The following is a 20,186-nucleotide window of genomic DNA, read 5'->3' as shown; positions in this document are numbered from 1 at the left end:
CTTGACTGATACGGTGACTTTTAATGCTCGACTCTCTCCGCAACGTTGCACAGACCTGGGTAGTCAAAGTGCTCATGGGCCTTCTCGTGATCAGCTTTGCCGGATGGGGTGTCTCCCATACCATACTTGGTGCCATTGGCGGTAATGCCGCCATACGCGCCGGCCATTCAGAAGTTTCCCCGGTAGATTATCGCTTGGCCTATGATCGCCAGCTTGCGGCTCTTTCGCAACGTTTCGGGCAGCGACTGACCCGTGAACAGGCGGATGCCATCGGGATTGGTCATCAGGTACAGGCGCAGCTGGTCGCAGGTGTCGTTCTGGACGAACAGGCCCGAACCATGTCGCTCGGACTTTCGAAGGACCGCCTGGCACAACTGGCGGCGGAAGATCCAGCCTTCCAAGGATCCGACGGCCGGTTCAATCCTGCGCAATTTGACGCTGTATTGCGCAACGCCGGTATGACCGCGCAAAGCTATCTCGACAATCGGGCGCAGGTGGCGCGCCGTCAGCAGATCGTTGAAGCTGTTGCTGAAGGTATCAAAGTGCCGGACATTCTCCTGAAAGCCGTTGCCTTGTACAAGGGCGAGTCGCGAACGGTGGATTATGTCGCGATGCCCAAGGACTTCGTAAAGGATGTTGCTGATCCCAGCGATACGGAACTGAAGACATATTTCGAAGCTAACAAGGAAGCCTACGGCGCTCCGCAATACCGCAAGGTCAGCTATGTCAAACTTGAACCCAAGGATATTGCCAACCCGGCGACTGTGACCCCGGAAGAAATCAAGGCGGAATACGACAAGAACATTGCGCGCTATTCAACCCCCGAAACACGAACTGTCGAACAGTTGACTTTTGCAACCGATGATGCGGCAAAGGCCGCTCACGACAAGATCGTGGCGGGAACGAGCTTCGATGACATCGTCAAGGCTGAAGGCAAGACCATGGATGATGTTCGTCTGGGGACGTTTCCAAAGACCGGCCTGCCCGATCAATCTATCGCAGATGCCATTTTCGGTATTAATGCCAACGGCGTCAGCGATGTTCTGAAGGGCTCGTTTGGCCCCGTCATCGTTCGTGTGACCGCAATAGCGCCAGAGGTGGTGAAACCACTATCCGAGGTAGAAAACGACATTCGCGAAACCATCGCGCTGACGCAGGCGGCTTCGTCAATCGCCGATGTTCATGACGCTTATGAAAATGCCCGTGCCGATGGCGCCAGCATGGCGGAAGCCGCACAGAAGCAAAACCTCAAGATGGTAACGATTGACGCTGTTGATCAAGCCGGGCGCGGTCCCGATGAAAAGGAAATACATAACCTTCCCTTCGACGAAAACCAGCTTGCCGCTGTTTTTCAGGCCGACGTTGGTTTCGACAACGAACCTTTCAACCTCGGAACGAACAGCTACCTTTGGTACGACGTCGACAGTGTAACGCCTGCACGCGAACGGCCGCTCGATGAGGTGAAGTCGCGTGTGATCGAAAACTGGAAGAAGGCTGAAATTGAAAAGCGTCTCAATGAAAAGGCCGAAGAGGTACGCAAGCGTGTTGCTGGCGGTACGTCGCTGGATGACATTGCAGCTGAGTTCAAGTTCACCAAGGATACGAAGCGCGGCATTACCCGGGAGAGCAAAGACGCCGATCTGGGTGAAGGCGGCGTTGCGTCGGTTTTCGACGGACCCGAAGGTGTCGTCGGTGTGACAGAATCAGCATCCGACGGTTCGAAACTGATTTTCAAGGTTGCCGAATCGATCGAACCGGCCAACGTCGGGCCGGAGTCACTGACAACCGCGGAACGGGAAGCTTTCTCATCCCGCCTCGCGGATGACCTGCTGGACCAGCTGGTGGCGCAACTGCAGACGGTTTACCCAGTGACGATCAATCAGACCGTCATTAACCAGGCACTTGCCCGTTAGGTCGAGAGACAGAGAATGGCTGAATTAAAGCGTTTCATCGGCATTGCGGCAGCGGGAAAAGCGCTTTCGCGCGAAGAAGCCGTCGAGGCTTTCGACATCATGATGTCGGGACAGGCGACGCCGGCTCAAATTGGCGCGTTATTGATGGCATTGCGCGTGCGCGGTGAAAATATCGACGAGATTGCCGGCGCGGTCTCCTCCATGCGCTCCAAGATGCTGAAGGTCACTGCACCTTCCAACGCCATCGATATTGTTGGAACCGGCGGGGATCAATCGGGCTCCTACAACGTCTCCACATGCGCTGCGTTTGTGGTGGCAGGCGCTGGCGTCCCTGTTGCAAAGCATGGCAACCGCGCCCTGTCCTCACGTTCGGGCGCTGCCGACACCCTTGCGGCACTCGGTATCAATATTGAAATCGGTCCTGAGCTGATTGCGGCCTGTATTGAACGGGCAGGCATCGGCTTCATGTTCGCACCGATGCATCACCCGGCGATGAAACATGTGGGCCCGGCACGCGTCGAACTCGGCACACGCACGATATTCAACTTGCTTGGCCCCCTCACCAATCCGGCAGGGGTGAAACGCCAGCTTGTCGGTGTTTTTGCCCCGGAATGGGTCGAACCAGTTGCGCATGTCCTGAAGAACCTCGGTTCCGAGGCCGTTTGGGTCGTTCATGGCGACGGACTGGATGAGATCACCACGGCCGGCATTACCAAGGTTGCGGCGCTGGAGAATGGTACGATCTCGCACATTCGAGATTGATCCGGAGTCGTTTGGTCTCCGGCGGGTGGATCCACTCGACCTGAAGGGCGGTACCGCGGATGAGAACGCTGTTTCGCTGCTGTCGGTCCTTGATGGTGCGCATGGCGCCTATCGTGACATTACCCTGTTCAATGCCGGCGCCGGACTTCTCATTGCCGGTGTCGCATCCGATCTTAAAACGGGGATCGATATGGCTGCCCATTCGATCGACAGCGGTGCGGCCAGAAATGTGCTAAAGAAACTCGTCCACGTGTCGAATAGCGGGGCTGGCTGAGAATGGTTGATATCCTTCGCAAGATTGAAGCCTACAAGCGCGACGAGATCGCGGCTGCCAAGGCACGCATATCCGTGGACGAGTTGAAGGCGCAAGCGAGAGATCAGGAGTCTCCGCGTGGTTTTTTGAACGCCTTGCAGAAGAAGCGCGCTCAGGGACAATTTGCGCTTATTGCGGAGATCAAAAAGGCGAGCCCGTCGAAAGGCTTGATACGACCCGACTTCGACCCGCCCGCCCTGGCGAAAGCCTATGAGCTCGGCGGAGCCGCCTGCCTTTCAGTCCTGACCGATGCCCCATCATTTCAAGGCGCGCCCGAATTCCTGAAGGCCGCACGCGCGGCGACCAGTCTCCCTGCCCTCCGCAAGGATTTCCTGTTTGACACCTATCAGGTTTATGAGGCACGCAGCTGGGGCGCTGATTGTATTCTCATCATCATGGCAAGCGTAACAGACGATGTCGCCGCGTCGCTCCAGGATACGGCAATGTCGCTCGGCATGGACGTGCTTGTTGAAGTGCATGACGAGGCGGAACTGCACCGCGCGTTAAGGCTTTCATCGCCGCTGCTGGGCATTAACAATCGCAATCTGCGCACTTTTGAAGTCGATCTGGCGGTATCGGAACGGCTTGCACAAATAGTGCCGCAGAGCAAGTTTCTGGTCAGCGAAAGCGGCGTCTTCACGCATGCGGATTGCCAGCGCCTCACCAAGTCCAACATTGGGACCTTTCTCGTTGGGGAAAGCTTGATGCGGCAGGATGATGTGGCTGCTGCAACAAAGGCGCTCCTGTCAGGTATAGCAGAAAAAGAGACAAGCGCGGCATGACCGGGAGGCTTACCCATCTCGACGAAACGGGCGCCGCCCACATGGTGGATGTTGGCGGCAAAGCTGAAACGGAACGGGTAGCAGTCGCCGCAGGCTCCGTGAAAATGCAATCGCAAACGCTCGAGCTCATTAAATCGGGCAATGCTGCCAAGGGCGACGTCATAGGAACAGCGCGGATTGCCGGCATCATGGCGGCAAAAAGGACTCATGAGCTGATACCCCTCTGCCACCCGCTGCTGTTGAGCAAAATCGCGGTCGATATTGAAGCCGACGAAGGATTGCCGGGCCTGCACGTCGTTGCATCGGTGAGGTTAACCGGCAAGACCGGTGTCGAGATGGAGGCGCTGACAGCCGTTTCTGTCGCATGCCTGACGATCTACGACATGGCAAAAGCTGCCGATAAGGGCATGATTATTCAGAACATTCGGCTTTTACGAAAGACAGGCGGCAAATCAGGCAATTGGTCAGCCGACGCGACTGGCGGGAAATGATATGTCTGGACTCCTTCCCGTCGATGAAGCCCTGAGGCGAATTCTCGCTGGTGCTTCAAAGCTCGAAACCGAGGCCGCTTTCCTGGGTGAAGCCGGTGGCCGCGTTCTCGCCGCGGACTTGCACGCCAAGCGACAGCAACCGCCTTTTGCCGCTTCAGCCATGGATGGTTATGCGCTTCGGGCCGCTGATGTGGCAAATGTGCCTGCCACTTTGAAACTGATTGGCCAATCTGCAGCCGGGCATGCGTTTTTAGGTGTGGTAAGCGCCGGCGAGACCGTCCGCATTTTCACAGGTGCACCGGTTCCAAAAGGCGCCGACAGTGTTGTAATTCAGGAGAATGCGGTTGCGCGAGATCAGACTGTCGAAATCGTAGAGACAATTGCCTTGGGCAGAAATATCCGCAAGGCTGGTTTGGATTTCAGTCAAGGTGATGTGCTGCTGCAGGCGGGGCGGGTTCTCGATCCGGCGGCTCTCTCTCTTGCCGCATCTGCCGATCATCCCACGGTTCAAGTCGTGCGCCGCCCTCGCGTGGCCATTCTTGCGACGGGCGATGAGCTGGTCAGCCCAGGCGAACCCTGCCGGCCAGACCAGATCATTGCTTCGAATAGCTTTGGTCTGGCCGAAATCGTCCGTCAGGCAGGCGGCGTCGCAATCGACCTTGGAATAGCCGAGGACCGCATGGAGGCCTTGGACAAGGCACTCGATCGGGCCATCGCTGCCAAGGCGGATATTCTTGTTACGCTTGGCGGCGCTTCGGTGGGTGATCACGACCTCGTCCAGCCCGCACTGGCCGCGCGGGGCATGGAACTTGATTTCTGGAAGATCGCCCTTCGTCCTGGCAAGCCATTGATGTTCGGACACTTGGATAGGATGAAGATCCTTGGTTTGCCCGGCAATCCGGTCTCCAGCCTGATCTGCGCCCATGTTTTTTTGACACCGCTGATCCATGCCCTAACCGGGCGATCCCATGAACCAAATCTCCGAGTCGCCAAACTTGGAAGCGACATGGCAATGAATGATCAGCGACAAGACTACGTTCGCGCTCGCGTTGTGATCGGCGCCGACGGTCAACTTACCGCGACGCCATTTGCTCTCCAGGATTCATCGATGCTGAAATTCCTTGCGGACGCCAACGGTCTGATTATCCGCCAGCCCCATGCTTCTGCGGTTAAAGCCGGAACGGATTGCACTGTGCTGATGCTGCGGTAGGCAGTTTACGCGCTGATAGTCGCCCCACTGCATTCCTATTTGCTCGAAATGCAGTCAGTTCATCCGATGTACACCACATATTAAGCCTTGTAGAACACAACTGGAACAGATAGTGTTTGTTCTGGTTTTGTTTTTTCGATTCCACCTTGAAGGATCGCCGATGCTCACGCGTAAACAACACGAACTTCTGCTCTTTATTCATGAGCGCCTGAAGGAGACCGGCATCCCGCCATCATTCGACGAGATGAAGGATGCATTGGATCTTGCATCCAAATCGGGTATCCATAGGTTGATAACCGCATTGGAAGAACGCGGATTCATTCGCCGGCTTGCAAACCGCGCAAGAGCGCTGGAAGTTCTTCGCCTGCCCGACTCAATTGCCCCAGGCCTCAACGCACAAAGGAAGTTTTCGCCGAGTGTCATTGAGGGCAGCCTCGGCCGCAACGCCCCTCCTCAGCGACCTCAGGCACGCGCGTCTGATGAGACAAACGCCTCCACCATCGTCAGTATACCGGTCATGGGCCGCATCGCTGCCGGTGTACCGATTTCAGCAATCCAGAACCAGACTCACATGATTGGCCTGCCGCCTGACATGATCGGCAACGGTGAACATTATGCCCTGGAGGTCAAAGGTGACTCGATGATCGAAGCTGGAATCTTCGACGGTGACACGGTTGTGATCAAGCGCAGCGATACGGCGAGATCCGGGAGAGATCGTTGTCGCGCTGGTTGACGACGAGGAAGCAACGCTCAAACGCTTCCGGCGCAAGGGTGCCTCAATTGCACTTGAGGCCGCAGATCCCGCTTATGAGACCCGCATTTTCGGACCCGATCGCGTTCGTGTGCAGGGAAAATTGGTTGGCCTGATCCGGCGCTACTAAGCAGCCGATCTGCTGTCTGCTCACTTCAGTCGGCATTTGCCTTTGTGGCGCGACCGGGAGAAGTGTATTCCGCGAGATTTCTCGCGGCGCGTGAGTATGTCCTGTAGAAGTTCCACGGGCGAGCCGGCGGCCCCACGGCGTAGGTAACATCTGCGGTCCGAATGCGCGGAATGTCTCCGGTATTTGCCTCTGCAACGTTCTGTTGAGTTAAGTCACCGCTTATATTGACTTTGGTGCCAATCTGTTTGCGTTGAGCGGTGTGCAAAGCGATTTCCGCCGTTCCACTCAATGCGAGATCTCGCTGAGTAATCACCAACACATTCTTATCGCTGCACGCTGCCTCCCCAGTTGCAAAGGCCAGGATGGCGATATCCCCTTCCGAACAAGCTGCCAACTTCTGTCCAGGATCGTCGGTATAGGCAACAACCATGCCGCCCTGCTCGCGTGCGATACAAAGCTTTCCTTTACATTCAAACTGTGTTTCTTCAGGTCGCGTGCCGGCATTGAACGGCTTAACGAGTCCGCTTGTCCCGTATCCCTGTTGCCAGTTATTGAGAGTAAATGCACTTCCGGACGGCCGATTAATCGCCAGTCTATTGTCCGGCGTTCGCAGCGCAACCAGTTTTCCTCCTTCTGCAATGATGATGTCGGGTTCCTGTGCACGCGCCATGAATATGGCAGCTGCTAGCAACACGGGCATGCCGCACAGACGCAGTCGCGTTGACAGGACAAATATCATCGCCAATCCGATGCTCACAAGAAGCAGAGTTGCCGGGGGCATCATGCCAAGATTGCCACTTGGAGAGTGTGAGGCAACAGCCTTGGCGATGGCGATCACAGCTTCGATACCATGCCCCATGACAGTGAACGGCAACCAATCGAGATCGAACGGCATGGCAAGCAAACCAAGCACGGCGAACGGCATCACGAACACTGAGATGACTGGAAGGGCAAGAGCGTTACCGATCAGCCCGAATGGCGCGGTATTGTTGAAATGATAGGCCGCGAAGATGGAACTGGCTGTGCCGGCGACGAGCGATGTCATGGCAATCGCACTGATATGGTTCACCGCTTTCATCACGATCGCCAACCACAGATAGTTATGAATTTTTTTGGCGTTGGTCTTTGCCGCGCCGTTTTGACCACCAGCCGTAGAAGCAGATTAAGGCGGCAGTTGCAGAATAAGACATCTGGAAACTTGGCCCGAGAATTTCATGCGGCGAGATCGCAATGGTTATGAGTGCCGCAATGGCCAGATTACGCATCGAGATCGCCGCCCGATCGACGGTTATGGCCAAAAGCATGACACCCAGCATGACAAAGCTGCGTTGGGCAGCGATGTCGGATCCTGAAAGCAGCAAATAGAAAGCAGATCCGATCAATGCGATCACAGCGGCGAACTTTTTAACCGGATAACGTGCCGAGAATCCCGGAAACAGTGCCAAGACAGCGCGCAACGACCCGATGATCGTTGCCGCAACGAGCGCCATGTGAAAGCCGGAAATCGACAGGATGTGCGACAGCCCGCTCAATCGCATGGCGTTGTTGGTATCATCGCTGATACCATCACGTTGGCCAGTGATCAGCGATGCCGCGATGTCTCCCGGCTCACCTTTAATGTTGCGCAAAATTCGCTGGGTGAGCTGGGCCTAATATTGGCAATCGTCATCAATAGGGCCGCAGTTGGTCCGGAATCCGCTGATACGCTTACCATTTCGGCCTTTCCGAGCAGAAATCCATTTGCGCCGATGCCGCGATAAAAGTTGTAAAATGCGAAATCATAATTGCCTGGGCGCATGGGCCCCGATTGCGGGCGCAGACGGACGAGACCGGCGAGACCGTCTCCTATCTTGAGGGCGCGCGGCAGCGCCCTGGCGGATATCACAATGCGATCGGGTCCGTAGTGCAGTTCTGGTCGCGTTGTTGACATCACATCCATGGTGAGACGCCACCCTCCCGTGGCATCCTTCGTCAATGCTGTGACCCGCCCCACAATACGCGTCGTGACTTCCGACCCAAGCATGCGCGTGTTGACCCGGACTGTTTCCAGCTTCGCAAACAGCATGCCGGCAACAACTGCGATTGCCAGAAGCAGGACGAGCCTGATCATGGGCCGCGCGGCCGCCCATGCGCGACAACCGATGATGACGGTCAGACCGGACAATATGGCGCTGAGTTGGGGTTCAGCGGGCAAGCTGAAATAGAAAATAGCACCGGTTCCGGCGAAGACGGGTAAGAGCATGAACAGTGTGCCACGGCTGATTTCGTCGCTGAACGCCGTCGGGACCGCTAGTAGCGTGGCTCGAACCTGCGATCGTGCTGACCGTGCGCGTTCGCGTAGCGTGACGGCGGAGCGATCCTCATTGCTGATGCCACGTTCGTCGCTAACCGTTTGAGTCGCAATCTCTTTACCGGCTTTTCCAGGGAGGAAGAAGAGCCGTTCACTCGTCCTCGTTTTGGTACCAGGACCTTCCATTTGTCTCGCAGTTCTGCCAACACCCTTGCACACCAGCGTTGCTATGCTACATGAACGCCAGATCAATTCGATTGGACGTTCGACTAATGGCCGAACATCCCTGGAGTATCCATGTCATCCTCTGTCGTTACCCGTTTCGCCCCTTCCCCAACCGGTTTCCTGCATATTGGCGGAGCAAGGACCGCCTTGTTCAACTGGCTGTATGCAAAGCATACCGGTGGTAAAATGCTGCTTCGTATCGAGGACACGGATCGCGAACGCTCGTCGGAAGCCGCAGTCACGGCCATTCTTGATGGGTTGAAATGGCTGGGATTGGACTGGGACGGCGATGCCGTGTCGCAATATGAGCGCGCCCCGCGTCATCGCGAAGTGGCGGAGGAACTCGTTGCCAAGGGCAAGGCCTATTATTGCTATGCTTCGCAGGCTGAACTCGAGGAAATGCGCGAGAAGGCCCGCGCCGAGGGGCGTCCGCCTCGTTATGACGGCCGCTGGCGCGATCGCGACCCCAGGGAGGCCCCGGCTGGCGTCAAGCCGGTTATCCGTATCAAGGCACCGCAGGAGGGCGAAACCCTCGTACGTGATCAGGTTCAGGGCGATGTGCGGTTCCCCAACAAGGACCTCGACGATTTCATCATCCTGCGTTCCGATGGCAACCCGACCTATATGCATGCGGTCGTCGTCGATGATCACGATATGGGCGTCACCCACATCATCCGCGGTGATGACCATCTGACCAATGCGGCACGCCAGACGGTGATCTACAATGCCATGGATTGGGACGTACCTGTCATGGGACATATACCCCTCATTCACGGCGCAGACGGCGCCAAGCTCTCGAAGCGCCATGGCGCGCTCGGTGTCGAAGCCTATCGTGCCATGGGTTACTTGCCGGCGGCGCTGCGCAATTACCTCGTCCGCCTCGGCTGGAGCCACGGTGACGATGAAATCATGTCAGATGAGCAGATGATCCAGTGGTTCGAAATCTCCGATATAAATCGCGGTGCCTCGCGTTTCGACTTTCAGAAACTCGAGGCAATCAATGGCCATTATATGCGTTTCTCCGACAATGCCGATCTGGTAAAAGCCATGATTGACATTCTTCCGGATATCGAAGGCGGCAACGATATTCTGGCCAGATTGAACGACCGGTCGAAGGCGCAGTTATTGACGGCTATGCCGGGCCTGAAGGAGCGGGCAAAGACACTTGTCGAGCTCGCAGACAGCGCCAAGTACCTATTTGCGCAGCGCCCGCTTTCACTCGATGAAAAAGCATCCGGTCTGCTCAATGAGGAGGGATTGGGTGTGCTTTCGGGTGTGATTCCTGTGCTATCTGCCGTCCATGAATGGACCGCCGAAGCACTTGATGCTGCGGTGCGGGTGCATGCCGAAAGTACTGGTCTGAAGCTTGGTAAGATCGCACAACCATTGCGTGCCGCTCTAACCGGAAGAGCAACGTCTCCGGGTGTTTTTGACGTCCTGGCGGTGCTTGGAAGAGAAGAATCTTTGGGGCGCATCGAGGACCAGATAAAAGGTTAAAGGTATGCAGATTTGAGTGCATTTTTGCATTGCAACATCGTACCTTTCGAGTACGGTGTCGTGCCTGACAAGATCACGGTCAGAACCTCGCTTGAGGTAAATGCTTTTGCGCTGGTAAAGCGCAAGTCGAAGCAAGAAAGGAACGGCAATGTCTGAAAACAGCGTCAACATCGATCTGAATGGTCACCAGTTCTCGTTACCCATTAAAAAGGGGACCATCGGACCGGATGTCGTGGACATTGGGACACTCTACAAGAACACGGGCGCATTCACGTACGATCCGGGTTTCACATCCACGGCGTCCTGTGAGTCGCAGATCACCTATATCGATGGTGATGAAGGCATTTTGCTGCACCGCGGTTATCCAATCGAACAATTGGCCGAACATGGCGATTTTCTTGAAGCCTGCTATCTCTTGCTCTACGGCGATCTGCCGACAAAGAGCCAGAAGGCGGATTTTGACTTCCGCGTAACGCGCCACACCATGGTGCATGAGCAAATGTCGCGGTTTTTCACCGGTTTCCGCCGCGATGCGCATCCAATGGCGGTCATGGTTGGTTGTGTCGGCGCCCTTTCGGCCTTCTACCACGACTCAACGGACATTTCCGACCCGCATCAGCGCATGGTCGCTTCGATCCGAATGATCGCGAAAATTCCCACACTCGCCGCGATGGCCTATAAATACCACATCGGTCAGCCGTTCGTTTATCCGCGCAACAATCTCGATTTTGCGACGAACTTCCTGCACATGTGCTTTGCAGTTCCGTGTGAGGAATATGTTCCGAACCCTGTGCTTGCACGCGCAATGGACCGGATCTTCATTCTGCACGCGGATCACGAGCAGAACGCTTCCACGTCCACGGTTCGCCTTGCCGGTTCCTCTGGCGCTAATCCATTTGCTTGTATCGCTGCAGGCATCGCCTGCCTTTGGGGCCCTGCCCACGGCGGAGCAAATGAAGCGGCTCTCACCATGCTCGGCGAAATCGGCACCGTTGACCGCATTCCGGAATACATTGCCCGCGCCAAGGACAAGAACGATCCGTTCCGCCTGATGGGCTTCGGTCACCGCGTTTACAAGAACTACGACCCTCGCGCCAAGATCATGCAGCAGACCACCCGTGAAGTGCTTGCCGAACTCGGCATCAAGGATGATCCGCTGCTTGACGTTGCGATGGAACTTGAGCGCATTGCACTAACCGATGAATATTTCATCGAAAAGAAACTGTACCCGAATGTCGATTTCTATTCGGGTATCACCCTCAAGGCACTCGGTTTCCCGACCACGATGTTCACCGTGCTGTTTGCCGTAGCCCGCACAGTTGGCTGGATTGCACAGTGGAAGGAAATGATCGAGGACCCGCATCAGAAGATCGGCCGTCCGCGTCAGCTTTATACAGGCGCCACGCAGCGCGATTATGTGAACGTCGAAGATCGCAAGTGATCGCCGTCCCAAACCACAAAACAGGCGCCCACAGGGCGCCTTTTTTGTTGGTAGATCAACGCCGCTTCGATTGCACCAGCTCAAGCACTTTTTCTGCTGCGATTGCACCAGCCGGCCGCTCGGTCTGCATCACCCTGGCAATTTTATCGAAGCTTTCAAGCTGTGCACTGCGTCGATGGCCTGGAACGAACAGTTGCTCGATCTGCCGGGCGAGCGACCCGGCGCGCACGAATATGTTGAAATATTCTGGAACGACCGGTTCATCAGCAATGATGTTGGGAAGCGCAGCACTCCAGATCGTAATGCGCGGTGCCAAGAAGGTCCGGGCCAGCCAATCTGGCTTGTAGGATAGGACTGTGGGAATGCGGGCAAGAGCCAACTCCAGCGATACAGTTCCGGAGGCCGCGAGCGCAGCATCCGCTTCGGCAAAAGCATGCAGTCGTTCCGCTTCGCCGACAACAATACGAGGCTGCACTTTCCAGCCGGCGGTCAATTGTCTGACAAGCGGTTCAACCTTTGGCAATGTTGGCAAGGTGACATTGAACCGGTTACCACGGCTTGCAAGAAGATCGATCGTCTCGCCGAATGGCTCAGCAAGGCTAGTGATTTCCGATTGGCGTGACCCAGGCAAAACCACGAGGTTTTTGACTTCGCGATTGCCCAAGCTGGCATCGCGAGCGCGGTTTATCTTCGCTGCCTCGAGAAGTGGTGCGTGCGAAACAAGCCTGTGCCCGACATAGGTGGCGGATGGCCCGTCCAGATCTTTCAGCGCTTGCACTTCGAAGGGCAGTATCGCCAGCACATGGTCGATATAGGCGCGCATGGCCTTGGCACGTTCCGGCCTCCATGCCCATACGGAGGGGCTGATATAGTTGATGATCGGGATCGAAGGGTCGGCCACCCTCACCTTGCGGGCCACACGGTGCGTGAAATCCGGGCTATCGATTATCACCAGACAATCAGGCTTTGCCGCGACGATGGCACTGGAGAGCTCTGAAATACGGCGAATGAGGCGGGGCAGTTTGCGAACGACAGCGCTCAAACCGACGAGAGCGATTTCATGCTGGTCGAACGGACTATCGAGCCCGAGCGCCGCAAGATGCTCGCCTCCCAGGCCCGTGAGAGTGACATCACCCGCATATTGCCGTCGAAGTGATTGAACCAGATCTGCGCCGAGCAGATCTCCTGACTCTTCGCCGGTGACAATCGCAAGCCGCAATGGCATTTTAGCAGCCATTTGATGCCTCTTGCTCAAACGTCTCGATAAACAGCCCCGCCTCGTTAGCTGCGGCAACGGTTTCTGCGTAGCCGAGGATCAACGTACGGTCAGATCTCGATGGCAATACCTTTCAACCCCGCGGCAACGGCGTTCTCAACTGTGCTGACGCCTATAGCAGGCAAGTCGGCACGTACCTCCTGTTGTGGCTTGGCGCATTTCACAAGGACCCCGCCCTTGCGATTGATGCGTTTGGTCGACCGCAATTCCGCCACACGCTGCAGCATCGCGTCAGTGCCTTCAACGCCTTCCAGCGCCACAACGCGCCCACCCACTGCAATCGCCGCTTGACCAATGTCGAGGGAACCGATCATGACAGCGGCTTCTCGTGCGGCCCGCATATTTGCGACACTGTCCGGATCGGCGCGTTTGCGCGTTATGGTGCCAGGCGCGGGCGCAAGAATATCAGGAACAACCTCGTGTGCACCCAGCACCCGGAAACCATAGGATCTCGATTGTTGAGATTACCGCGCGCAAGAGTCCGTCATCTCCAAGTCGAAAAGCGCGCAGGAAGCGGTAAAGCGCGACCAGATTGCCATTACCGGGCCTAAGTGCTGCACGGAATTCTGGCCGATGACGAATACCGCCGGCCAGCACAACATTCGAAATGCCTTCTGCCTTCAGTATTTTGACAAGACCGCCAAGCTCCACGATGGAAATCTCGGCATGTTCGCCCGCATAGAGCGCTGGCTCAGCTTCACCCTTGATCGCAACGATTAGCGGATTGCCACCCTTTTGCCGCAAGCTTTCGGCGACAGCCACGGGTAGTAGTCCATTGCCTGCGACAATTGCCGTGCGGCCCGCAATGGCAGGATGCGGATCTGTTACCTTGGCTGGCTTAGCTCTTGTCGTCACTGTCACTGATCTCGATGGCTGAATCGAGTGGCGGCGTGCAATATGCCCGCTTTGTATCAGTGGTAATAAACCCGATCAGATCCGCCACCGCCGCGGATTCTACGTACGAAATACGAACATCTTCCGCTCGAACCTTAATCGGCTTTGTGCGATCGAACAGCATGCGAACAGCGTGGCGGAGATTGTGGATTTCCGGCCGCGCCATGCCCGAACGTTTCATGCCTACGATGTTCAGGCCACCAAGATAGGCATGATTTCCGATGGCCATGCCATACGGAATGAGATCGTGCGCAAGGGCAGCAAGTCCACCGATAAAGGCATGATGGCCAACCCGCGTAAACTGGTGAATGGCTGCTCCACCGCCGATGATAACATTATTGCCGACGGTGACATGGCCGCCAATCATCACATTGTTAGAGAAGGTGACGTTATCTCCAATCACGCAATCATGAGCCACATGCGCATAAGCAAGGAACATGCAATTGTCACCAACCGTTGTTTCGCCCCGGCTGCCATCAGTGCCGCGATGCATGGTGACGCCCTCGCGGATCATGCAATTCTTGCCAATGACCAGGGTCGTATGACCACCCTTGTGCTTGGTGTTCTGTGGATCACCGCCGAGGACGGCATTCGGATAGACCTTCGAGCCGCTGCCAAGAGTGGTCGGGCCCATGATAACCACGTGGCTGATCAGAACAACATCGTCACCAATGACGGCTTCCGAACCCACATGGCAAAACGGGCCGATGCTGACTCCATTCCCGATTTTCGCGCCCTGTTCGACAATGGACGTTGGGTGAACGCTGGTAACGGACATCAGGCCCCAGTCTCATCTTCATCGGGAAAGCTAACCATTGCAGCGACTTCGGCTTCTGCGACTTTGACGCCATCAACTTCGGCAATACAGCCATATTTATGAATGTTGCCGCGTTGCTTCAGTTTCGTCACCCGCAGTTTGAGCTGATCGCCCGGCACGACAGGCTTTCTGAACTTGGCATTATCGATGGTCATGAAAAAAACTTTGCCCGGCTTGCCGCTGCCATTGTGGAAGAGAACGATCGCGCCAGCTGTCTGCGCCATCGCCTCGATGATCAGCACGCCCGGCATGATCGGCAGTTCCGGGAAATGACCGGCGAAATGCGGCTCATTGATCGAAACATTCTTGATGCCTGTCGCTGAGACATCGCGATCAATATCCACGATACGGTCGATCAGAAGGAAAGGATAACGATGTGGCAGATCTCGCCAGAATTTTCTGGATATCCGCGACGCCAAGGGTGTCGGCTTGCACATTGTCACTCATCTGTACTGCTCTCCTTCTTGGTTCGGGTCATCGCGCGCACGCTCGCGATCTCACGGAACCATTGCTTGAATGGCTGCGCAGGCGCACCGGCCCATCTTTCACCATCCGGAATATCGTTCATTACGCCACTCGCCGCCGCGATTTCGACGCGTGATCCGATGTTGACATGATCCTTGATGCCGACACTTCCTCCAAGCATCGTCATATCACCCAGAACAACGCTGCCCGAAATGCCACACTGAGCAGCAATAACGCAATGCCGGCCAATCCTTACATTGTGGGCAATTTGCACAAGATTGTCGATTTTCGTGCCTTCGCCGATGATAGTATCGGCCAAGGCACCGCGATCGACTGTGGTGTTGGCGCCGATTTCGACGTTGTCCTGAATAATCACGCGACCAAGTTGGGGCATCTTATCCAACCCGGCCTTGCCAGGCACATAACCAAAACCGTCCTGGCCAATCCGCACACCTGGATGCAACAGCACGCGATTGCCGAGGAACGCATATTGTATCGACGAGTTGGGCGCCACGTAGCAATCGCGGCCAATCTTGCAGCCATTGCCGATGACAACATTGGCTGCAATTACAGTGCCCGATCCAATGGACACATTGCTTCCGATGATCGCGCCTGGCTCAATCGTTACGCCATCTTCGATCTCGGCCGATGCGTGCACAATTGCGTGGTTTGAGATGCCGGTCTGACCACTCCACAAATGCGCATTGACCGCATTGGGATAGAGTGCACGGCCGATGGCAGCAAAATCCTGCTGCGGGTGCCTGGTGATGATGATAGCTACACTTTTCGGGATGTTCGACTTGACCTCATCGGTACAAAGAACACCAGCCGCCTTTAAGCTGCCAAGGTCCTGCGCGTGTTTCTTGCCTTCAATAAAGACAAGCGCATCGGGACCCGCGTCCGAGAGTGAGGCTAATCGCACTACTGGCCGATTTGCCAGGGAACTGTCCACAAGGACGCCATTGGTCAGATCGGCGATCTGACCAATAGTCACATTAAGCAGTGGCTCATAGAAGATCGGATCGGCCATCGACTAACTTTCTCCCCCGGGGAAACTTGCTCCCCCCGGGAGGTCAGCAATCTATCAGAATTTGCTCGATATACCGAAGTTGAAATTCTGGACCTGGTCACCGTCTTCTTTCACGACTGGCTGAGCATAGTCGAAGCGCAGGGGTCCGAACGGTGATGCCCACATGATACTTGCGCCGACCGACATGCGCCACTCCATATCTGTGTTGGACGCTTCCGGTAGATCGTTTCCAAACAGGCTCGCGGCGTCCGCAAAAAATGCCCCGCGAATGCCAAGACTTTCAGGAATTACAGGCATCGGGAATTGCGCTTCTGTCGAGGCACTGAAGTAGGTCGTACCGCCGAGGAAGCTTCCCTTGCTATCTTCAACGCTAAGATCGCGAGGACCGATACCGGCATACCTGAAGCCGCGGATCATTTCCGTATTGTTCTTGAACAAGTCAAATACGCGCAGATCTTCGTCGCCGAAACCGGTGATATGACCAGCACCAACGCCGATCAAACCAACAATGTCCATCTCTTCGGACAATGTCTTGTAATACTGGCCCTTGAAGGTCGTCTTCAAGAAGTTGGCATCACCGCCGATACCAGCATATTCCTGGAAAAACTTGCCAAAGAGACCATCGTGCGGGTTCTTTGTGTCATCGATCGTATTGTAGGTCAGACCCCAACTGACCGATGACTTGATCCACGGGCTCTCCTCGGCAGCATCAATATACGCTTGTGAGATTTCGGCAGGATCCGGTTCGCCATTCGGAAGCTTTGCTTCGTCATCGATGTCATACTCTTCCTGCGTGAGGTTGTATGCGATGCTTGCAGTCAACGCTTCGGTGATTGGCAGCCCGAAACGAATCGTTCCACCTGTCAAATCAGTCTCGTATTTGTCGCTAACACCTGACTGACGCTTGTAAATGTCGAAGCCGGCGGAGATACGCTGACCAAGGAAATAAGGCTCGGTGAACGAGAGCGAGTAGGAACGGTTGTTATCGAGGCCACCACCCGCCGCAAGGCGCACATATTGACCACGGCCAAGGAAGTTGCGCTCGGTAATCGACCCTTCAACGGTTGGTCCCGGAGTTTCGCCGCCGGTCGTATAACCACCGCCGATCGAGAATTCACCAGTCGACTTCTCGATAACGTCCACGACGAGGACGACCTGGTCCGGCTGAGAACCCGGCGCAGTTGAAATATTGACGGTCTGGAAGAAATCCAGCCGTTCGAGGCGGCGCTTGGCACGCTGGATCAACACCTGATTGAAGGCGTCACCCTCGCTCACATCGAATTCACGGCGGATAACGAAATCACGGGTCTTTTCGTTACCGCGAATTTCAATTCGCTCAACATAGGCGCGTGGCCCCTGATCAATCGCATAGACGACCGAAATAGTATGATTCTCGAAATTGCGGTCGCCGCGCGGCTCTACCTTCGCAAAAGCATAGCCTTGACCGGCAACTTTCTCAGAAACCTTGATAATTGAATCTTCGACTTCCTTGGCGCTGTAGGTCGCGCCTTCCCTGGTCTCGACAAGACCATTCAGCTGGGAAGTATCAACACCCTCAACAGAGCTTTCGATCTGAACGCCGCCGAACGTATACTTTTCACCCTCTTCAACGGTGATGGTGATCGTATAATCGTTTGTTGCGGGATCGAGATCAGCAGTCGACGACACGACCCTGAAATCCGCATAGCCCCTGTTGTAGTAGAACCGACGCAGCGCCTCTTCATCAGCGCGCAAGCGATCTTCGCTGTAGACGTCGTTACGGGTCAGCCAGGAAAGAGGATTGGAACGCTTGGTCGAAATAACATCACTCAATCGGCGATTGCCGAAGGCCTGATTTCCGACGAAATTAATCTTGGCAATCTTGGTGCGGTCGCCTTCATTGATATCGAAGACGACGTTAACGCGCCCCTCGCCCAGATCCATGGTGCGACCGGTCACTGTTGCATCGCTGCGACCGATATTGCCGTAAGCCGCACGGACGGCCTCAACATCGGAATCAAGCGTGGCTTGATCAAAAGCAGCGCGCGGCTTCAACTGCACGGCGTTCTGAAGCGCGGGATCCTTGATCTTCTTATTGCCCTGGAAGATCACCTGATTGACAACCTGGTGCTCAGAAACCTGAACGATCAACGTACCGCCGGACTGGCTGATGCGCACATCACCAAACAGGCCGGTGTTGAACAAGCGTTTGGTGGCTGCATCGATATCCGCATTGGAAAAGGGCTTTCCTGGCGTAATCCCGAGGTTGTCGCGGACCGTCTGGGCATCCACGCGTGTGTTACCACGCACTTCAATGCGGCTTACTGTTGCTGCCTGCGCTGCTGTCACCCCTGCTACCGTTGTTACGATTGCACCGGAACTCACAAGAGCCGCTGATATGGCGAGCGCCGACGCTGCACCAACGAATTTTGAACTTGCCGCCATAGGCCTTCTGAACCTTCGTTTCTCGTTGTCCCCGGGCGAGATCCCGGACTAAGCATTACTCGCACACCGTCATAGCCGGTTTTTACATACACGCAAGGCTTACGGTTAAAAACTGTTTACTTCACACGAAAGCGTGGCATCCCTGCCACGCCATTCAAAGCTTATAGTAAACAGATCATATCGCTTTGCCAGCCCACGCCTCTAATTTTCACTAATGTTTAATATTCTCGCTACCGCGTACGTCCGCCCGATTGAGCATGCATCGAACGCGGTAACATTTTGAATCAGTGCAGATTTCTGCCCGAAGAACCGGTTCCGGCTTGGAACTGAGCGCTAGCAGGCGAAGAGGTCGTTGAATACGACAAATCCCATGAAGCCCAACACCAGCAGGAACCCGAAACGGAAGAAGATCTCCTGCACCGCAGGTTTGACAGGTCTGCCGATGACAGCTTCCGCCGCATAGAAAATGAGATGGCCGCCATCAAGCGGCGGTAACGGGAAAAGATTGAGCAAACCAATGCCGATGGACAGCATTGCAGTCAGTTGAATCAACCAATCGATCCCCTGACTTGCCGCCTGGCCTGCCATCGTCGCAATCTTGACCGGACCACCCAATTGGCATTTGTCTTCGCGACCCGCGAAAAACCGGCCGAAAAACTGCCCCGTGCGGGCGATAATAAATCCGCTTTCACGTACGGCTTGAACAACTGATTCGACAGGGCCGTATTCAATGCGGCGAAAATTTCCGAGTTCTTGATTGTTCACAACACCGATGACGGCGATCTTTACCGTGTTGCCCAGCGGATCTTTTTGTTCGATGAGCTCGGGAGTTGCGGACAGCTTGATTTCCTGTCCGTTGCGCTGAACGACGAAATTCAGCGAATCGCCGGCTCTCGAAGAAACGATACGCTGGACATCAGAGAACGTTTCAACCTTGTCGCCATCGACACTGACAAAGCGATCACCTGGCTGGAATCCGGCGACCGCCGCTGGCCCGCCGGGTCGAACTTCAGCCACCATCGGATCAGCGACCATTTTGCCGTAGAGAGCAAAAAACACTGAGAAAATAGCTATTGTCAGAAGTATGTTGAACGCTGGTCCTGCAAAGACCGTTGCTGCGCGTTTCCAGACAGGTTGCGTATGGAAGGCAACCGCACGCTCTTCCGCACTCATAGCCTCGGTTGGCGAAGATGTGGAACTTGTCACACCCTCGTCGCCGGCGAATTTCACGTACCCCCCGAGCGGGATCGCCGAAAGCTTCCAGCGCGTGCCCCTCCGGTCGTTAAACCCGATGAGCTCCGGACCAAATCCGACCGAAAACGCTTTAACCCCGATTCCGCACCAGCGACCCACCAGGTAGTGTCCCATCTCATGGACAAAAACCACGACGGTCAGAACGATAAGAAATGGCAAAACCGTGCCGATCAACACGCTTTGCGAACCGAACAGGGTGTGCAGCATATCCGTCAAATTAT

At 55.6% G+C, this 20,186-nt stretch carries 14 protein-coding genes and 4 pseudogenes; 8 read left to right on the top strand and 10 right to left on the bottom strand.

The annotated features are described in order from the left end of the window. Positions 1-23 precede the first annotated feature (23 nt). The 6 genes and pseudogenes from N8E89_RS15780 (at position 24) to lexA (ending at position 6,352) form a co-directional block, all read left to right on the top strand. On the top strand, positions 24-1,913 hold the full coding sequence (locus N8E89_RS15780) for a peptidyl-prolyl cis-trans isomerase (RefSeq protein ID WP_262260471.1): 1,890 nt from the start codon (positions 24-26) through the stop codon (positions 1,911-1,913). 15 nt (positions 1,914-1,928) lie between these two features. Then, positions 1,929-2,949 (top strand): annotated as a pseudogene (gene trpD, locus N8E89_RS15775) (anthranilate phosphoribosyltransferase). A 2-nt stretch (positions 2,950-2,951) separates the two neighbouring features. Beyond that, complete coding sequence (gene trpC, locus N8E89_RS15770; RefSeq protein WP_106665174.1) at positions 2,952-3,770, top strand: indole-3-glycerol phosphate synthase TrpC; 819 nt, start codon at positions 2,952-2,954, stop codon at positions 3,768-3,770. After that, complete coding sequence (gene moaC, locus N8E89_RS15765; protein WP_262260469.1) at positions 3,767-4,261, top strand: cyclic pyranopterin monophosphate synthase MoaC; 495 nt, start codon at positions 3,767-3,769, stop codon at positions 4,259-4,261. The genes trpC and moaC overlap by 4 nt, the downstream gene beginning before the upstream one ends. A gap of 1 nt (position 4,262) precedes the next feature. Then, complete coding sequence (gene glp, locus N8E89_RS15760) at positions 4,263-5,471, top strand: molybdopterin molybdotransferase MoeA (protein ID WP_262260468.1); 1,209 nt, start codon at positions 4,263-4,265, stop codon at positions 5,469-5,471. 160 nt (positions 5,472-5,631) lie between these two features. Continuing rightward, a pseudogene (gene lexA / locus N8E89_RS15755) lies at positions 5,632-6,352 on the top strand (transcriptional repressor LexA). Between the two features lie 25 nt (positions 6,353-6,377). Here lexA and N8E89_RS15750 read toward each other — a convergent pair. From N8E89_RS15750 to N8E89_RS15740, 3 genes are read right to left on the bottom strand one after another with little or no spacing between them, the layout of a single operon-like run. Beyond that, entirely contained in the window at positions 6,378-7,430 is a 1,053-nt protein-coding gene (locus N8E89_RS15750) for a ComEC/Rec2 family competence protein (RefSeq protein ID WP_262260467.1), read from the bottom strand. A 22-nt stretch (positions 7,431-7,452) separates the two neighbouring features. Then, complete coding sequence (locus tag N8E89_RS15745) at positions 7,453-7,980, bottom strand: ComEC/Rec2 family competence protein (protein WP_262260466.1); 528 nt, start codon at positions 7,978-7,980, stop codon at positions 7,453-7,455. Beyond that, complete coding sequence (locus N8E89_RS15740) at positions 7,935-8,828, bottom strand: DUF4131 domain-containing protein (RefSeq protein WP_262260465.1); 894 nt, start codon at positions 8,826-8,828, stop codon at positions 7,935-7,937. Before N8E89_RS15740 ends, N8E89_RS15745 begins: the two co-directional genes overlap by 46 nt. Before the next feature lie 111 nt (positions 8,829-8,939). Between N8E89_RS15740 and gltX the strand changes: the two genes are divergently transcribed. Further along, the gene (gene gltX / locus N8E89_RS15735; protein WP_262260464.1) at positions 8,940-10,364 is read left to right on the top strand and encodes a glutamate--tRNA ligase; all 1,425 of its coding nucleotides are present in this window, start codon (positions 8,940-8,942) and stop codon (positions 10,362-10,364) included. Positions 10,365-10,512: 148 nt separating this feature from the next. Further along, a complete protein-coding gene (gene gltA, locus N8E89_RS15730) occupies positions 10,513-11,805 on the top strand; it encodes a citrate synthase (RefSeq protein ID WP_106665168.1) in 1,293 nt (430 codons plus the stop codon). Between the two features lie 55 nt (positions 11,806-11,860). On the opposite strand, the gene lpxB is transcribed toward gltA, so the two are convergent. The 7 genes and pseudogenes from lpxB to rseP form a co-directional block, all read right to left on the bottom strand. Next, on the bottom strand, positions 11,861-13,042 hold the full coding sequence (gene lpxB, locus N8E89_RS15725) for a lipid-A-disaccharide synthase (protein ID WP_113172970.1): 1,182 nt from the start codon (positions 13,040-13,042) through the stop codon (positions 11,861-11,863). After that, positions 13,032-13,936: pseudogene (locus tag N8E89_RS15720) on the bottom strand (LpxI family protein). Before N8E89_RS15720 ends, lpxB begins: the two are co-directional and overlap by 11 nt. Further along, complete coding sequence (lpxA, locus tag N8E89_RS15715; protein ID WP_262260462.1) at positions 13,920-14,753, bottom strand: acyl-ACP--UDP-N-acetylglucosamine O-acyltransferase; 834 nt, start codon at positions 14,751-14,753, stop codon at positions 13,920-13,922. The pseudogene N8E89_RS15720 and the gene lpxA overlap by 17 nt, the downstream one beginning before the upstream one ends. Further along, positions 14,753-15,239 (bottom strand): annotated as a pseudogene (gene fabZ / locus N8E89_RS15710) (3-hydroxyacyl-ACP dehydratase FabZ). The gene lpxA and the pseudogene fabZ overlap by 1 nt, the downstream one beginning before the upstream one ends. Beyond that, complete coding sequence (gene lpxD / locus N8E89_RS15705) at positions 15,232-16,287, bottom strand: UDP-3-O-(3-hydroxymyristoyl)glucosamine N-acyltransferase (RefSeq protein WP_262260461.1); 1,056 nt, start codon at positions 16,285-16,287, stop codon at positions 15,232-15,234. The pseudogene fabZ and the gene lpxD overlap by 8 nt, the downstream one beginning before the upstream one ends. A gap of 54 nt (positions 16,288-16,341) precedes the next feature. Continuing rightward, on the bottom strand, positions 16,342-18,711 hold the full coding sequence (gene bamA / locus N8E89_RS15700) for an outer membrane protein assembly factor BamA (RefSeq protein WP_106665162.1): 2,370 nt from the start codon (positions 18,709-18,711) through the stop codon (positions 16,342-16,344). Between the two features lie 333 nt (positions 18,712-19,044). Further along, entirely contained in the window at positions 19,045-20,172 is a 1,128-nt protein-coding gene (rseP, locus tag N8E89_RS15695) for an RIP metalloprotease RseP (protein WP_262261929.1), read from the bottom strand. Positions 20,173-20,186: the final 14 nt, after the last annotated feature.

Origin of the sequence: Phyllobacterium sp. A18/5-2, from assembly GCF_025452215.1 — a bacterium.
Taxonomy (GTDB): Bacteria; Pseudomonadota; Alphaproteobacteria; order Rhizobiales; family Rhizobiaceae; genus Phyllobacterium; species Phyllobacterium sophorae.
The sequence above is the reverse complement of the archived record's forward strand: the minus strand, read 5'-3'. Positions and strand labels throughout refer to the sequence as shown.

Bases quoted from the DNA above. Each gene is read 5' to 3' on its own strand.
- trpC (WP_106665174.1), top strand. From the start codon at position 2,952: ATGGTTGATATCCTTCGCAAGATTGAAGCCTACAAGCGCGACGAGATC.
- N8E89_RS15780 (WP_262260471.1), top strand. From the start codon at position 24: ATGCTCGACTCTCTCCGCAACGTTGCACAGACCTGGGTAGTCAAAGTG.
- lpxA (WP_262260462.1), bottom strand. From the start codon at position 14,753: ATGTCCGTTACCAGCGTTCACCCAACGTCCATTGTCGAACAGGGCGCG.
- N8E89_RS15750 (WP_262260467.1), bottom strand. From the start codon at position 7,430: ATGAAAGCGGTGAACCATATCAGTGCGATTGCCATGACATCGCTCGTC.
- lpxD (WP_262260461.1), bottom strand. From the start codon at position 16,287: ATGGCCGATCCGATCTTCTATGAGCCACTGCTTAATGTGACTATTGGT.
- N8E89_RS15740 (WP_262260465.1), bottom strand. From the start codon at position 8,828: ATGGAAGGTCCTGGTACCAAAACGAGGACGAGTGAACGGCTCTTCTTC.
- lpxB (WP_113172970.1), bottom strand. From the start codon at position 13,042: ATGGCTGCTAAAATGCCATTGCGGCTTGCGATTGTCACCGGCGAAGAG.
- rseP (WP_262261929.1), bottom strand. From the start codon at position 20,172: ATGCTGCACACCCTGTTCGGTTCGCAAAGCGTGTTGATCGGCACGGTT.
- gltA (WP_106665168.1), top strand. From the start codon at position 10,513: ATGTCTGAAAACAGCGTCAACATCGATCTGAATGGTCACCAGTTCTCG.
- bamA (WP_106665162.1), bottom strand. From the start codon at position 18,711: ATGGCGGCAAGTTCAAAATTCGTTGGTGCAGCGTCGGCGCTCGCCATA.
- gltX (WP_262260464.1), top strand. From the start codon at position 8,940: ATGTCATCCTCTGTCGTTACCCGTTTCGCCCCTTCCCCAACCGGTTTC.
- moaC (WP_262260469.1), top strand. From the start codon at position 3,767: ATGACCGGGAGGCTTACCCATCTCGACGAAACGGGCGCCGCCCACATG.
- glp (WP_262260468.1), top strand. From the start codon at position 4,263: ATGTCTGGACTCCTTCCCGTCGATGAAGCCCTGAGGCGAATTCTCGCT.